Source organism: Methylobacterium sp. DB0501, from assembly GCF_011043735.1.
Lineage (GTDB): Bacteria > Pseudomonadota > Alphaproteobacteria > Rhizobiales > Beijerinckiaceae > Methylobacterium > Methylobacterium alsaeris.
The window spans coordinates 25562-39739 of sequence record NZ_JAAKGV010000006.1 but is presented as its reverse complement, the minus strand read 5'-3'; the positions used below and the strand labels follow the sequence as shown (position 1 = coordinate 39739).

Annotated in this window: 13 protein-coding genes; 9 read left to right on the top strand and 4 right to left on the bottom strand. The window is 70.7% G+C overall.

The annotated features are described in order from the left end of the window. Window positions 1–207: 207 nt before the first annotated feature. On the top strand, window positions 208–714 hold the full coding sequence (locus G4G93_RS10365) for a DUF2147 domain-containing protein (protein WP_165083844.1): 507 nt from the start codon (window positions 208–210) through the stop codon (window positions 712–714). A gap of 17 nt (window positions 715–731) precedes the next feature. On the opposite strand, the gene G4G93_RS10360 is transcribed toward G4G93_RS10365, so the two are convergent. Beyond that, window positions 732–1409 (bottom strand): glutathione S-transferase family protein, encoded by a 678-nt coding sequence (locus G4G93_RS10360; RefSeq protein WP_165083842.1) that lies wholly within the window; start codon window positions 1407–1409, stop codon window positions 732–734. Window positions 1410–1671: 262 nt separating this feature from the next. On the opposite strand from G4G93_RS10360, the gene G4G93_RS10355 reads away from it, so the two are divergent. Then, complete coding sequence (locus G4G93_RS10355) at window positions 1672–1932, top strand: hypothetical protein (RefSeq protein WP_165083779.1); 261 nt, start codon at window positions 1672–1674, stop codon at window positions 1930–1932. Window positions 1933–2287: 355 nt separating this feature from the next. Here the strand turns inward: G4G93_RS10355 and G4G93_RS10350 are convergent, their stop codons facing one another. Continuing rightward, complete coding sequence (locus tag G4G93_RS10350; protein WP_165083840.1) at window positions 2288–3922, bottom strand: porin; 1635 nt, start codon at window positions 3920–3922, stop codon at window positions 2288–2290. 1088 nt (window positions 3923–5010) lie between these two features. Between G4G93_RS10350 and G4G93_RS10345 the strand changes: the two genes are divergently transcribed. The 4 genes from G4G93_RS10345 to G4G93_RS10330 all read left to right on the top strand — a co-directional run bounded on the left by G4G93_RS10345 (window position 5011) and on the right by G4G93_RS10330 (window position 9968). Continuing rightward, on the top strand, window positions 5011–5331 hold the full coding sequence (locus G4G93_RS10345; RefSeq protein WP_165083838.1) for a hypothetical protein: 321 nt from the start codon (window positions 5011–5013) through the stop codon (window positions 5329–5331). Between the two features lie 27 nt (window positions 5332–5358). Continuing rightward, window positions 5359–5703 carry a hypothetical protein gene (locus G4G93_RS10340; protein ID WP_165083836.1) on the top strand — a complete coding sequence of 115 codons (345 nt, stop codon included), beginning with the start codon at window positions 5359–5361 and terminating at the stop codon, window positions 5701–5703. Window positions 5704–5775: 72 nt separating this feature from the next. Continuing rightward, window positions 5776–8190, top strand: a complete 2415-nt coding sequence (locus G4G93_RS10335; RefSeq protein WP_165083834.1) for a HAMP domain-containing sensor histidine kinase — start codon at window positions 5776–5778, stop codon at window positions 8188–8190. A 68-nt stretch (window positions 8191–8258) separates the two neighbouring features. Then, complete coding sequence (locus G4G93_RS10330) at window positions 8259–9968, top strand: ABC transporter substrate-binding protein (protein ID WP_312891862.1); 1710 nt, start codon at window positions 8259–8261, stop codon at window positions 9966–9968. Here the strand turns inward: G4G93_RS10330 and G4G93_RS10325 are convergent. Next, on the bottom strand, window positions 9941–11374 hold the full coding sequence (locus tag G4G93_RS10325; RefSeq protein ID WP_165083830.1) for a protein adenylyltransferase SelO: 1434 nt from the start codon (window positions 11372–11374) through the stop codon (window positions 9941–9943). The genes G4G93_RS10330 and G4G93_RS10325 overlap by 28 nt on opposite strands. 400 nt (window positions 11375–11774) lie before the next feature. Here G4G93_RS10325 and G4G93_RS10320 point away from each other — a divergent pair, with 400 nt between their 5' ends. The 3 genes from G4G93_RS10320 to G4G93_RS10310 all read left to right on the top strand — a co-directional run bounded on the left by G4G93_RS10320 (window position 11775) and on the right by G4G93_RS10310 (window position 13261). Further along, window positions 11775–12554: a cold-shock protein gene (locus G4G93_RS10320; protein ID WP_165084263.1), complete on the top strand. Its 780-nt coding sequence runs from the start codon at window positions 11775–11777 to the stop codon at window positions 12552–12554. A gap of 108 nt (window positions 12555–12662) precedes the next feature. Beyond that, the gene (locus G4G93_RS10315) at window positions 12663–12923 is read left to right on the top strand and encodes a hypothetical protein (RefSeq protein ID WP_165083828.1); all 261 of its coding nucleotides are present in this window, start codon (window positions 12663–12665) and stop codon (window positions 12921–12923) included. A 131-nt stretch (window positions 12924–13054) separates the two neighbouring features. Next, entirely contained in the window at window positions 13055–13261 is a 207-nt protein-coding gene (locus tag G4G93_RS10310) for a hypothetical protein (protein ID WP_165083826.1), read from the top strand. A 247-nt stretch (window positions 13262–13508) separates the two neighbouring features. On the opposite strand, the gene ppa is transcribed toward G4G93_RS10310, so the two are convergent. Beyond that, window positions 13509–14042: an inorganic diphosphatase gene (ppa, locus tag G4G93_RS10305; RefSeq protein ID WP_165083824.1), complete on the bottom strand. Its 534-nt coding sequence runs from the start codon at window positions 14040–14042 to the stop codon at window positions 13509–13511. Between the last annotated feature and the right edge of the window lie 136 nt (window positions 14043–14178).

Genomic DNA, 14178 nt, shown 5'->3' with positions numbered 1-14178 from the left:
GCGCGGAAGGCGACGGGGCCGCCCGTCCGGATGCGTCCTTGCCGCAACACGGCCGAAAAATCGCCCCAAATCTCGGGCTTCCTGGCTTCGACGTGACCATTCGGCCACGCGGCCCGGTTCGGCCGCGGCGGCGTCCCTCAGCCTTCCGCTCGATGGCAGCGGCCCCGCCAGCGGGCCGCCCGACGCGGACAGCCAGGAGCTTCCTGCATGCGTTCGATCCTGATCCCGACCCTCGCCGCCTCCCTGCTCTCGGCCGGCGCCGCCGCCGCGGCTCCTGCCGGCGACCCCTCCGGCACCTGGCTCACCGAGGACGGCCGGGCCAAGATCAAGATCGAGAAGTGCGGCCCGGGCGCGGCCCATGCCTGCGGCAAGGTGGTGTGGCTGAAGGCGCCGCTGAACGACCAGGGCCAGCCGCGCACCGACATCAAGAATCCCGACCCGAAGAAGCGCAGCCGCCCGGTGATCGGCCTCACCCTGATGGACGGGCTGAAGCCCGAGGACGGCGCCTACAAGGGCCAGATCTACAACGCCGAGGAAGGCAAGATCTACGACGTCTCGGTCAGTCGCGAGAGCGCGAGCGAACTCGCGATCTCGGGCTGCATGCTGAAGATCCTGTGCGGCTCGCAGACCTGGACCAAGGCCCCCGACGAGTTCGCCCAGGTCGCGCCGGCCCCCGCCAAGGCGAAGCCGGCGGTGAAGCCCGCATCCGAGTGACCCCCTGACCCCGCGCGTCAGCCGCGGGGTGCCGGTCCCGGCGGCTCGTCCGGGTCCGGCTTGAGCCGGAAGCCGCGCTGGACTCCCGGCCGGGCCTTCATCCGCTCGATCCAGGCGGCGACGTTCGGAAAGGCCGCGATGTCCTGGCCCTGGCGCTCCCACAGCTTGGCCCAGGGCACGATCGCGATGTCGGCGATGGTGTAGTCGTCGCCGGCGACGTGAGGGTGGCGGGCGAGCTGGGCGTCGAGCGTGGCGTAGAGCTTCGCCGTCGCGGCGGTGAAGCGCTCGACCGCGTAGGGGATCTTCTCCGACGCGTAGATGCGGAAATGATGCGTCTGGCCGAGGGTCGGCCCGAAATTCGCCGCCTGCCAGAACAGCCAGATGTCGACCGTGATCCGCGCCCGCTCCTCGGCGGGGTAGAACAGGCCGGTCTTGCGGGCGAGGTACTGCAGGATCGCGTTCGACTCGAACACCGTGATCGGCCGAGCCCCCGGCCCGTCGGGATCGACGATGACCGGGATCTTGCCGTGCGGCGCCACGGCCAGGAAATCGGGTGCCGTCTGCGCGCCCTTGCCGATGTTGATCGGCACCATGCGGTACGGCAGGCCGCATTCCTCGAGCATGATCGAGGCTTTCCAGCCGTTGGGCGTCGTCCAGTAGTAGAGGTCGATCGGCGGCGTCGTCACGGCCGACATGCGGCTGGTCCTTCTCGCACGGCGGGGACGGGGTGCGTCCGTCGCGCATCGGGCTTCGCGAAGAGGTAAACAGGGCCGGGCCTACCCTGTACAGGGTGAAGGTTGTCTCAATCGACGATCGTGCGACGAGCGCGCCGGTTTGCCCCTCCGCCGGCGCGGCCGGCGCCCGGCCCGTCGACAGGCCTCTTGCCGTAACGTCATGCTGTGGCACTCTCGGCCTCGCGCCCGCCGGTCCCGCGGGCCCGTCCTGCGAGCCCCGTCCATGATCCCTCCCCTCGCCCGCACGATCCTGGCGGCTCTGCTGGTCGCCGCGCCCGCCTGCGCCTTCGGCCAGACCGGGCCGGGTGTCGAATCCGCGCCGCGCCGCGAGCCGAGCGTCCGCGGTCTCGCCGCCCGGGAGCGCCAGCGCAAGTGCGGCGCCGAATGGCGCGCCCTCGGCCGGCCCGAAAAGGAGGCCCAGGGTCCGCGCTGGCCGCAATATTACAGCAAATGCGTCCGCCGGCTGAAGGAGCAGCGGGCCTGACCCTCCGCAAGGCTTCCGGCGAGCGGTGCCGACGCCGATCCTCATGCCTATCGCCCCGTGCCGCCGCCCTTTCCGGGTCGCCTGTCCGGCCCTCACGGAGCGCATCTGTTCGGCATCGGACATTGTTAGTGCTTGGGCGAGCGGCAATTTTTATCTTCGTGTTCTGCTCGTGAGCGATTTTTGTTAGTTGAACGGATCTGCGTAAGCTGCTACAAGAAAGACATCCTGAGTTTCGAGACCCAGGGCACCTGCAAGGCGCACTCATCGAGTGCGCCTTTTTTCTTGCCTGAACATCAAGACAATAAAAAGGGCCCCGGCTCGCGCCGGGACCCCCGATTTTTGATCTAAGCTGAGCTTAGAAGTCGCGCTGGACGCGCATGCGGATCTGGAACGTGTCGGTCGCGCTGGTGGTCGGCAGGACGCCGCCGCCGGCGACGACCGGCACACCGTTCACGACGTTGACGACCTGGGCGCCGCCGATGCCCGGAGCCTTGTTCTGGTCGATGACGCGGCCGCTCTGCAGGGCCAGGCGGGCGTAGTTGCCCTCGAGGCCGATGTCGAGGTCACGCACCGGCGACCAGATCAGGCTGGCGCCCGCGACGATCTGGTTGGTGTCGCGCAGCTGGTTCGTGAAGGCGAAGCCGGGAGCGAACGGGCTCGGCAGCGGGCCGGTGGTGAAGCCGCCGAGCTGGTTCACGAAGCCGAGATTGGCGCGGCTGCTCTTGCCGTACGACATCTCGCCGTAGCTGCCGAACACGGCCGAACGCCACTCGGGAGTCCAGTAGTGCAGGTAGGCCGCCGAGACGGTCCAGGACTTCGACAGGTCGAGCTTGCCGGAGAGCGGATCGACCACCGCGTCGACCAGCGAGGTGCCGAACGTGGTGCCGGTGGCGAGCGACGAGAAGTTGGTGTAGCCGCCGAGCCACATGTTGTAGCCGGTGTAGCGCGTGGCGCCTTCGCCGTAGGAGCCCTGCAGGTAGAGCAGGTCGCCGGGGGCGATGAACGGCGTGTTGAGCTTCAGGCCGCCCTGGATGGCCCAGCCGTATTCGGTGGTCGGACGGGGAGCGACGGCGCCGACGGTCGAGAAGCCGGCGAAGGAGCGCACCTGCGAGGCGTTGGCGGCATTGATCTCGTGCACGGCGGCCGAGAGCTGAGCCGAACCCCAGGCGGCGTCGTAGCGGAGCGCGCCGACGAAGTCGGGCATGCGGATGCGCTGGACGACGTCGTAGTCGGCGATGACGGGCTGGCCGAAGGCATTGGTGCCGAGGACCGGAGTGAAGTTGCCGGCGCCCGGCTGGAACACCTGGAAGGGCGTGAAGGTCGCGCCGCCGTTGGCGCTGCCGTAGATCGGGGTCTTGCGCAGCAGCGGGTCTTCCATCGACAGCGTCGCCGAGAAGCCCTGACCGAAGGTCGCCGTGTAGGCGAGCAGGTTGGTCGAGGAGGTGTCGGAGCCGAGCGACGAGCCGATGAACTCGAGGTCGTGGGCGTAGAAGTCGAAGAACGAGGCCGCGCGACCGGCGGTGAAGCCGGCGAACTGGATGAAGGCCTTGTCGAGGTTCACGCCGTTGGTGACGCGACCGAAGGTGTCGACGCCCAGGGCCGGGAAGCCGGTGCCGGCGAGACGCGCGGTGCCGGAGGCGAGGAACGGACCGGTGCCGTAGGACAGATCCATACGCACGAAGGCGCGCAGGGTGCCGTAGGCGGTCGACGTACGGGCGTCGAGGTTGAGGCGGCCGAGGCCCTGGTAGCCGGTCAGGTCGCCGGAGCGGGCATAGGCCTGCAGGTAGGTGGCCTGGAACCGGGCGCGGCCGGAGACGCGCAGGCAGGTGTCGGTGCCGGGGATGTAGAAGAAGCCGGCACCATGCGTCGAGCAGACGCGGACGTACTCGACGGGCACAGCCTTCTTGATCGGCAGATCGGCGGCGTGCGCACCGGCAACGACGGTCAGGCCAGCAGCCGAACCAAGCAGAAGGCTCTTCACGAGCTTCATTGAGACCTCCAAGATTTCGGACCCGAAAGGGGTGAACGACTCTGTTCCGAAGACCTCGTCGGCCTCGAGACCATGTCCCTCTTATGCCCCTGAACATCCGGCGGCCGCACCGACCTGCCGAACTGCACCGAATCTCATCCGGTGCGAGGGAACAATCTTTCATGCCGCTGAGTTGATCAATCGCTTCCAAGCACTAACAGGCCTGAATGACTCCCAATGGACACGGTTGTGGCAGAATCACCACATTTATAACTTCAAGGCTGTAACAAGAGATCTTTGATCTTACAAAGATCTCAAGTTCTTACAGATTTTAAATGTGGGGTTGCCTACGTCATGCACTGGCGCTAACAAACTAGAAACATAGCTCAAAATATCAATATATCATAATTTAAACTCTGTTAGTTCAAAATCAAAATGCGGTTCAACCGCACGATAGAGGTGAAACTATGTGTCCAAATTGTTTCTTGATAGATTATAAAAATATTTATTTTTGAAATACCAGTGAGTTCACTTCATGCTCCAGCGGCGGCAGGCCCGAGCCGGCGGCTGCCCGGTTCGGGCCTGCCGTTGGGTTGGCGAGGTATCGGCAAGGCATCGGGGGTTGCCGGTCCCGCCGCCGAGGGATCGCGGACCGCCCCGTCCCCGCGGGTGAACGGGCAGGACGGCGCCGTGAGGATCCAACGGGAGGTCGGGTCGGATGGCCTGAACGGGCCGCGCCCGGGTCGGCCGGGTCGTGCGCTCGTCCCGCTCGACGGAATGACCCTCCGGCCGGATGGTCCTGACATCCCAGGTCGGACCATTCCGACTTGGGAGGTCGCGCGACCTGGTCCGACGCGGGCGGAGGCCTCGTCCGGCGGCTCGCCGACGGGTCCGCCCTCCTCACCCGTTCGGTAGGGGGCTCCTGATGGGTAGCCGAGCAGTCCGATGCGGGGCTGAACTTTCGAATGTTTCGTCCGACGCGGTTGACGAAACACGAGTGGGTTCGTTTTGCCGAAATTCGAACGATGAAGCAAAATTGCGGACACGCACCGCACCTATACCCCTCGCCACAAGGGCCCGGACGCAAAAAGGGCTGCGAGGAGGCGACGATGATTGTGGCGCGGCTGATCCTGGTGAGCGCGATGCTGACGGCGGGCGTCGTCGAGGCGACGCGGAATACGGTCCCGCATCTGGCCGAGGAGGCGCCCGCTGCCGTCTCCGGCCGGGCTCCCGCCGATTCCGCTCCCGCGTCGCCGGCCGCGGCGGTTCCCGCCGCCGGCCCGGCCTGCGCGGCCGCCACCTGGCCCTACCTGCCCGAGGGCTGCCTGCAACCCGGCTCGTCGGCCGAGCCGCGCCGGCCGGTGCGGGTGATCGAGGAGCAGCGCCCGCCCGCGCCGGCCCGGATCCCGGGCCGGGTGTCGGTCGGCTGACGCGGCCGGTGGGGCGACGAGGCCGTCATGCCGCATTTCAGCGCCGATCTCCTGGACGCGCTCCTCGACGGCGATCCCGCGGAGCTGGAGGCGTTGCGCGCCATCCTGGGCGGGGAGCCCGCCGCCGTTGTCGCGGACGCGCCCGGGATTCCCGGCCGGCCGGCCCGGCCGGACCGCTGCGCCGCCTGCCGGCCGGCTCCCCTGTCCCCGCAGGCGGAGGTCCCCGGCACCCCGGCGAAGCTCCACGCGGCGCGCCCGGCGCGAGAGTCCGGAACAGGGGCCCGGAACACCGGGCGCCGCCCGGGCCGGCCGGCCGTCCGCTCCCGCGGCGGCGTGCGCGGCCACCCGGCCCGGAACCTGTCCGGCCCGTGAGGGGCGGCGGCCCGGTCTGGCAGACCTTGAGAATTAATGCATAGTCGTCACCCGCGGCGGAACGGGGCGACGATGCGGGTCGGCCACAAGATCTTCCTCGTCGGCGGCCTGCCGATCACCATCGCGGCGCTCATCGCGCTCGCCGGCTGGCTGCTGCTCGCCCAGGCCGAGAAGGCCCGCGACGGCGCGGTGCTGGCCGGTGCGATCTACCGCACCCTGACCCTGTCGACGACGGTGCGGGACGAGTTCCTGACGGCGCGGCCGACGGAGCGCACCGACCACGCCGAGCGCTTCGCCCGCCTGACCGCCGAATCCGCCGGCTCCCTCGACGACCTGCGCCGCTACGCCCGCACCCCGGACCAGGCGGCCCGGATCGAGGCGGCCCGCGCCGCGCTCAAGGATTCGATCGACCAGATGCAGGCCCTGGTGCGGATCACCCGGGAGAATGACGGGCTCATCGCCGAGATGGCCGCCCGCGCCGACGCCCTGGTGAGCCTCGCCGACCAGGCCCGGGACCGGCAGCGCGCCGCCAATACCGACCTCGTCGTCTCCCTCACCGCCAAGGCCGCCACCCTGCGCCAGGTGCGCGACGTGGTCGGCGCCGTCAACGAGCTGCGGGCCCTGGTGGCCGAGGCCGAGATCGAGGCCCTGCGGCGGGCCGGCGCCGCGTCGCCCGGGGAGCGCTCCGCCGAGACCGCCTCGACGGTCCAGGTCTCGATGGTTCACGTGCGCAACGCCGCCCGCGACCTCGCGGCGGCGCTCAAGGGCGACGGGCGCGCGGCCGAGGCCGAGGAGCTCCTGATCCTGGCCGCGGCCTACGAGGCCTGGCGCGGGGGCGAGGAGCCGCGCCCCGTCGCCGCCGGCGGCGCTACCCCGGTCCCCGCGCCGCTCCCCTCGCCGGTCAACGTCCTCGACGAGTGGTGCGAGCGGGTGCTCAAGATCGACGGCTCGGCCCAGCGCGCCCTGCACGACGAGGTGACGCAGCTCCTCTCCTACGCGGTGCAGGCCAACGAGACCGAGCAGGCGGCCCAGAACATCGCGCTGGAGACCCTCAAGCTCGGCCAGCGCACCGCCGAGGCCCTGCGCCGGCGCGACGTGCCGGCGGCGGCCGCGATGCTCGAGGACGGGCGGCGCCTGTCCGAGACCGCCGCCGCCCTGCCGATCTCGCCGCTGATCCAGGGCGAGATGATCGAGGCCATCGACGGCTGGCGCGAGCGCCTCGGCACCACGGTCGAGGGGCTGCGCCGGCAGAACGAGGGCATCGCCGCGATGGACGGCCTCGCGGCGGTGATCGGCGAGGCCGCCCGCAGCCTCAACGAGATCTTCATCGACGACGCCGACCGCTTCGGCACCTTCCTGCTGCGGCTGCTCCTCGTCGGCGCCGGGGCCGGCTTGGTCCTCGGCTCCACGGTCGGCCTCGTCGTGGCGGGGTCGATCACCGCCCCCTTGCGCCAGCTTCAGCGCGGCATGCTGGCGCTCGCCGCCGATCCGGGCCGGCGCGAGATGGCGGCCGGCGATGTCGGCGCCGCGTTCGGGCGCCGGCGCGACGAGCTCGGCGACATGGCACGCTCCACCGCGATGTTCGTCGAGGAGATCGGCCGGCGCGAGCGGGCGCTGCGCCGCGCCAAGGAGGAGGCCGACCGGACGCTGGCCGAGCTGCGCCAGACCCAGTCGGACCTGATCCAGGCCGAGAAGCTCGCATCCCTCGGCCAGCTCGTCGCCGGGGTGGCGCACGAGATCAACACGCCGCTCGGCATCGCGCTCACCACCGCCACCCTGGTGCGCGACGAGGCGCGCGATTTCGGCGAACTGGCGAAGACCGGCCAGCTCTCGCGCTCGCGCCTGACCCATTTCGTCGAGCGGATGCAGGAGGGCTCGCACCTCCTCACCGCCAACCTCGCCCGCGCCGCCGACCTCGTCCACAGCTTCAAGCAGGTCGCGGTCGACCGGGTGAGCGACGAGCACCGCCGCTTCGCCCTGCGCGAGTGGCTGGGCGAGTTGCTGCGCAGCTTAGGCCCCCTCCTGCGCCGGGGCGGGCACCGCCTCGAGCTGGACGCCCCCGACGAGTTCGAGGTCGACACCCATCCCGGCGCCCTGGCGCAGATCATCACCAACCTGGTCAAGAACGCCGTGGTCCACGCCTTCGCGGAGGGCGAGGCCGGCCGCATCACCGTGGCGGTCTCGCACGAGGCCGTCGGGGTCTCGCAGGACGGCGGGCGCGACGGGGATTTCGTGCGGATCGAGGTGCGCGACGACGGGCACGGGATCGCGGCGTCGGACCGCGAGCGCATCTTCGATCCGTTCTTCACCACCGCCCGCCACCGCGGCAGCTCGGGCCTCGGCATGCATATCGTCTACAACCTCGTCACCGGGCAGCTCCAGGGCCGCATCGCGGTCGAGAGCCGGGCCGGGCGCGGCACGGTGGTGCGGGTCGAGTTCCCGGCCCGCCTCGCGCCGCCGGCACGGGCTGCGGTGGCGGCGCAATAGGAGGCCCGATGGTGCCGCGTTGGAAACTCCGCCCGTCGGCGCGTCGCCGCGCCGGGCCGGGCCGGGCCGTGAGAAAGTTCAGGCCAGGATCGGACCGCCCCGGCGGCGGCCTGAGCCCGGGGGCCCTGCTCGCGGCCCTGTGCGCCGCGCTCGTCCTCGCGGCTTTCCCCGCCGCCGCCAAGACCCTGGTCTTCTGCTCCGAAGGCAATCCGGAATCGCTGAACCCGCAGCTCGTCACCACCACGACCGGGATGGATGCGGCCTGGCCGGTCTTCGACACCCTGGTGGCGTTCGAGCCCGGCACCACCACGATCCGCCCGGGCCTCGCCGAATCCTGGACGATCTCGCCGGACGGGCGCGACTACACATTCAGATTGCGCCCCGGCGTCGCCTTCCACCGCAACGCCCGGTTCCGGCCGACCCGGCCGCTCTCGGCCGAGGACGTGGTGTTCTCGATCACCCGCCAGTGGCGGCCCGACCACCCGTTCCACAACATTTCGGGCGGCCAGTACGCCTATTTTCGCGATCTCGGCCTGCCCGAGCTGATCGAGGCGGTCGAGGCGCCGGATGCCCGCACGGTGCATATCCGCCTGCGCCAGGCCGACGCCACCTTCCTGCCGAACATCGCCATGACGCTGGGGGCGGTGCAATCGGCGGAATACGCCGCCGCGCTCCTGGCCGCCGGCGAGCCCGAGCGCTTCGACCGCGAGCCGATCGGCACCGGGCCGTTCAGCTTCGTGGCGTTCCAGCCCGACATCGCGCTGCGCTACCGCGCCTTCCCGGAGCATTGGCGCGGGCGCCCGGCGATCGACAGCCTGGTCTTCTCGATCACCCCGAACGCGGCGGTGCGCCTCGCCAAGGTCCGGGCCGGCGAGTGCCACCTGATGCCGTTCCCCAACCCGGCCGACCTCGCCTCGATCCAGGCCGATCCGGGCCTGACCCTGATGCGGGAGGAGGAGCTGAATATCGGCTACCTCGCTCTCAACGTGCTGAGGCCGCCCTTCGACGACCTGCGGGTGCGCCGCGCCGTCGCGATGGCGATCGACAAGGCGGCGATCGTGGCCGGGATCTACGGCCCGGGCGGCACGGTGGCCCGCTCGCCCCTGCCGCCGAACCTCTGGGGGCACGACCCGGCGCTGAAGGATCCGCCCCTCGACCGGCCGGCGGCGCAGCGTCTCCTCGCCGAGGCGGGCTTCCCGTCCGGCTTCGAGGCCGAATTGTGGTATCCGCCGGTGAGCCGGGCCTACAATCCCAACGGCCGCCGCGTCGCCGACATGATCCAGGCCGATCTCGCCCGCATCGGCGTGCGGCTGCGGCTGATGACCGACGAGTGGAGCGCCTACCGGGCCCGGATGCTCGCCGGGCAGCCCGCCATGGCGCTGTTCGGCTGGACCGCCGACAACGGCGACCCGGACAACTTCCTCGGCGTCCTTCTGGCCTGCGTCCCGGCGCAATCCGGCGGCAGCAACGTCGCCCGCTGGTGCAACCCGGACTTCGACGCCCTGGTGACGCAGGCCCGGCGCATCACCGACCAGGAGGCCCGGGCGGACCTCTACCGGCGGGCGCAGGGCATCTTCGCCCGCGAGGTGCCGTGGGTGCCGATCGCCCATTCGGCGGTGTTCGTGGCGGCGCGCCGGGAGGTGACGGGCTACCGCATGGATCCTCTCGGCCGCCACCTGTTCCGCGACGTCGACCTCAAGGGAGGGGGCGATCCGCGCGCCGCCGACGCCCCGGAGGCCCGGCCGGCGCGTCAGGGCGCCGCCGGCCGGGTGCCGTAGGCCTCCGCCATCGCGGCGATGTCGGCGAGCTTGGCGTGGTAGGCCGACCAGTCGTCGTCGGCCGCGATCGGCGCCCACAGGGCCTCGACCTCGTCGATCAGCATCGTGCAGGGGACCGCCCGCGCGAAGTACGGGTGATCGAGCCGCGCCGCCGGATCGGGGCTCAGCCCGTCGAGCGCTTGGCGCACCCGGGCGAAGCCCTCACCCTGATAATGGGCGGCGGACGGGCTGCGGGCCGCGCGGGCCTCGCCGGCGAGCCCGCCATGCCAGTCGAAGAAGGCCTGCTCGAACGGCGCCCGGCTCGTCTGCAGGAAGGCCCAGAACGCGCCGACGAGGGTGTGCATCGCCGTCTCGTCGGCGGGCACCGCGAGGCCGAGGCGCCGCAGGATCGCGCGGGCGAAGGCCTCCTGCAGGGCCGGGCCGTAGACGTCCATGGCCGAGCCCAGCCGCGTCTCGTCGGAGAGCGGCAGCAGGCACTCGGCCAGCCGCGCGAGGTTCCACCCCAAGGCCTCCGGCTGGCGCCCGAAGGCGTAGAGGCCGTACTCGTCGAAATAGGCGGCGGTGAAGGCCGGGTCGTTGACGGGCGCGAAGCGCCACGGGCCGTAATCGAAGCTCTCGCCGGTCACGTTGATGTTGTCGGTGTTGAGCACCCCGTGGACGAACCCGGCGGCCATCCATTGCGCGCCCATCCGGGCGACGCGGCGGCAGACCTCGGCGAGGAAGGCGGCCGCCCGGTCGGCCGGGTCGTCGCGCCAGGCCTCCGGCAGATAGGTGCGGACCGCGTGGTCGAGGAGCCGGAGCAGGTTGCCGGTGTCGCCGTGGGCGCGGAAGCGCTGGAAGGTGCCGATGCGGACATGAGAGTGGCTGAGCCGCACCAGCACCGAGGAGCGGGTCGGCGACGGCTCGTCGCCGCGCATCAAGGCCTCCCCGGTCTCGATCAGGCTGAACGACTTCGAGGTCTCGACGCCGAGCGCCTCGAGCATCGCGGTCGCCAGCACCTCGCGCACCCCGCCCTTGAGGGTCAGCCGGCCGTCGGCGGTGCGCGACCAGGGCGTCTGCCCGCTGCCCTTCGTCCCGAGATCGAGCAGCCGCCCGTCGGCGAGATCGTGCAGTTGTGCGAACAGGAAGCCGCGGCCGTCGCCGAGATCCGGGTTGTAGCTGCGGAACTGGTGGCCGTGGTAGCGCAGGGCCAGCGGCTCGGGGAAGCTGCCGGGCAGCGGCGCGAACCGGCCGAAATGCGCGATCCATTCCTCGTCGGTCAGGCCGCCGAGGCCGACCCGCTCGGCCCAGGGCTGGTTGCGGTGGCGCAGGATGTGGGCGGGAAAGCGGGCGGGCGCGACGACGTCGTAGAAATCGGGGCCGAGATCGGCGTGGCGGCGCGACGGGCGGAGGGTGTGGGCCGGCATCGGATCCTCGGCAAAGACGAACGGGCGCGACGGATGAGGCGCGACGGGCGCGGACCCGGAGCCAACGCGGCGCAGCGGTGCTGGGGTCCCTCCCCGGCGCTCAAGCCCCTCTTTCGGAGAGGGGCGGGCGTGCTCATACGCCACACTGGTGCAGGAGGGACACGGGGAAAAGATGGCGAATCGGGCTGTCAATCCGCGCGCCGACGTGAGAAAGTAACCCCCGTCATCGCCACGCGTGGCAGATCCGCCTTGCGGTACGGTCTGAGTTGCGTCAGGAGTGTGGCGGTCATCTTGGTCACCGCAACCGGGAATGGAACGATCTCGAGGCGTCCGCTGTCAGGTACAGAACGCAACGGGGTACAAGGGTGGTCGGCGGTTTTTACGTTTTGGCGAGCTTCTAATGGGACGTGGTCGTGATTTCAGGGAGCCGCGCCGTCGCGGCTTCGACGAGGGTGGTGGCGAGCCGCGGTGGCCTGATCAGGCTCAGCCGAGCGGCGGCTACGGTGGCGGTGGCTATGGTGGCGGTGGCGGCGGCTACGGTGGTGGCGGCGGCGGTGGTTACGGCGGCGGCGGCTTCGGCGGCAGCGGCGGTGGCTTCGGCGGCGGTGCCTCGCGCGGTGCTGCCCCCTCCGGGCCGGAGCGTGACGCGACGGTCAAGTGGTTCAACAAGGAGAAGGGCTTCGGCTTCGTCGAACTCGGCGACGGTTCGGGCGATGCCTTCCTTCACATCCGCGCCGTCGAGGCGGCCGGCCACGCCGATCTGATGCCGGGCACCCGCCTGACCGTCCAGACCGCGCAGGGCCAGAAGGGCCCGCAGGTGACCAACATCACCAGCGTGGACACCAGCACGGCCGAGGCTCCGGTCCGTCGCGATCCCCGTCCGCCGCGCAGCGGCGGCGGCTTCGGCGGCGGCGGCTTCGGCGACCGTCCCGAGCGCGGTGGCGGCGGTGGCCGCTTCGCCTCCGGTCCGTCGACCGAGATGAGCGGCACCGTGAAGTGGTACGATCCGGCGAAGGGCTTCGGCTTCGTGTCGGTCAATGACGGCGGCAAAGACGTCTTCATCCACCGCTCGGCGCTCGCCCGCGCCGGCCTCGAGTCCCTCGCCGAAGGCCAGCCGGTCACCATGGGCGTGGTCGAGGGCATGAAGGGCCGCGAGGCGCAGAGCATCAGCGTGGACTGATCCTCGGTGCATCTCTGCACGCACGAGCCAACAAGACGGATGGAGCGGTGGCCCCTGGCCACCGCTCCTTTCCGTTCGGGCGCTGCCCTTTTCCGTTCGGGTGCTGTCTTGGCGGGACTCGCCGTCATCGGTGCCCTCTCCGCCACCCCGGTGGCGGCCGAGGATTTCACCGGCTTCTATGCCGGGATCAATGCCGGCTACGGCTGGAGCAAGGAGCGGACCGAAGGCGCCGCCAAGCCCGGTGTGCCCCTGCCTGCCGGGGGTACGCCGCAGGGCGCCGACGGCCTGCCGCCGAGTGCCGCCCGGGCGGCCGACCGCAACCCGGCCTTCTCCGGAGCTAGGATGGGAACCCAGGGCGCCGCCCGCTGACGCCGTCCTGCGCGCGAAACAGCGGGGACAGGGTTTGGGGCGTGGCGCCGTCGCGACAAGTGTGGCGTGCGGAACGGCAGCGCTTGTGGCATGATGGCGCTCGAACCCAACCGGGCTCGGGACCCCTTCACATGACCACCGTTCACGACGTGACCCCGGACCAGCTGCGCGGGCTGGAAGCCGCCGGCGAGGCCGCCCTCAACGCGGCGCTCGGCCGTCTCTCGGCCCGCGAGCGCGAAGCCTACTGGGCCTCGGTGCGCCGGGCCTACAACGCGCCCTACAACGATGCGGTGAAGAAGGCGCGGGTGGGCGCCGTGGCCGAGACGCGGGCGGTCTGAACGGGGAATCGTCGACCGGGGATACGATCCGCGCCGGTCGCGCGCACAAAACCCTTCCGCTTCCGCGGGACGGGGTGGCCTGCGGAGCAGGCCGGGAGAGGGTCAACGCGACGCTGTGGTCCAGGCGCGCCCATCGGAACGGTCGCGGCCCTCTCCGGAAGCGGCGGCTCCCTCTCCTGCCCCGCTCCGGGGGCACCCTCCCCGGCAGAAGGGGGAGGGGTGAGGGCGCGGTGGGCGCCCGTCGTCCTTACTTCGCCTTCTTGGCGCGCTCGATGCCCTCGAGGATCAGGCGGTGCGCCTCGGCCTTGTCGCCCCAGCGGACGATCTTCACCCACTTTCCGGGCTCGAGATCCTTGTAGTGCTCGAAGAAGTGCTGGATCTGGTGGATCGTGATCTCGGGCAGGTCGGTGTAGTTCTCGACGCGGTCGTAGCGCTTGGTCAGGTTGCGCGACGGGACGGCGATGATCTTCTCGTCCTCGCCGGCATTGTCCTCCATCACCAGCACGCCGACCGGGCGCACGCTCATCACGGCGCCGGGCACGATCGCCCGGGTGTTGGCGACGAGCACGTCGCACGGATCACCGTCGCCCGACAGGGTGTGGGGGATGAAGCCGTAGTTTCCCGGATAGTGCATCGCGGTGTAGAGGAAGCGGTCGACGATCAGCGTCCCGGCATCCTTGTCCATCTCGTACTTGATCGGCTCGCCGCCGACCGGAACCTCGATGACGACGTTGACGTCTTCGGGCGGGTTCTTGCCGATGGAAATGGCGTCGAGGCGCATGTGAGAACTCCCTGCAAGGGCGAGAGCGCCCCTGAATGGCGCGGTCCTTAGAGGGCTGCGGGCGCCGGCACAAGCGCCGGGATGCAACGGAGGCCGTCACAGTCGAGGACAAGTTCCGCGGCGGCCCAGCCGATCG

Bases quoted from the DNA above. Each gene is read 5' to 3' on its own strand.
- G4G93_RS10365 (WP_165083844.1), top strand. From the start codon at position 208: ATGCGTTCGATCCTGATCCCGACCCTCGCCGCCTCCCTGCTCTCGGCC.
- G4G93_RS10360 (WP_165083842.1), bottom strand. From the start codon at position 1,409: ATGTCGGCCGTGACGACGCCGCCGATCGACCTCTACTACTGGACGACG.
- G4G93_RS10355 (WP_165083779.1), top strand. From the start codon at position 1,672: ATGATCCCTCCCCTCGCCCGCACGATCCTGGCGGCTCTGCTGGTCGCC.
- G4G93_RS10350 (WP_165083840.1), bottom strand. From the start codon at position 3,922: ATGAAGCTCGTGAAGAGCCTTCTGCTTGGTTCGGCTGCTGGCCTGACC.
- G4G93_RS10345 (WP_165083838.1), top strand. From the start codon at position 5,011: ATGATTGTGGCGCGGCTGATCCTGGTGAGCGCGATGCTGACGGCGGGC.
- G4G93_RS10340 (WP_165083836.1), top strand. From the start codon at position 5,359: ATGCCGCATTTCAGCGCCGATCTCCTGGACGCGCTCCTCGACGGCGAT.
- G4G93_RS10335 (WP_165083834.1), top strand. From the start codon at position 5,776: ATGCGGGTCGGCCACAAGATCTTCCTCGTCGGCGGCCTGCCGATCACC.
- G4G93_RS10325 (WP_165083830.1), bottom strand. From the start codon at position 11,374: ATGCCGGCCCACACCCTCCGCCCGTCGCGCCGCCACGCCGATCTCGGC.
- G4G93_RS10320 (WP_165084263.1), top strand. From the start codon at position 11,775: ATGGGACGTGGTCGTGATTTCAGGGAGCCGCGCCGTCGCGGCTTCGAC.
- G4G93_RS10310 (WP_165083826.1), top strand. From the start codon at position 13,055: ATGACCACCGTTCACGACGTGACCCCGGACCAGCTGCGCGGGCTGGAA.
- ppa (WP_165083824.1), bottom strand. From the start codon at position 14,042: ATGCGCCTCGACGCCATTTCCATCGGCAAGAACCCGCCCGAAGACGTC.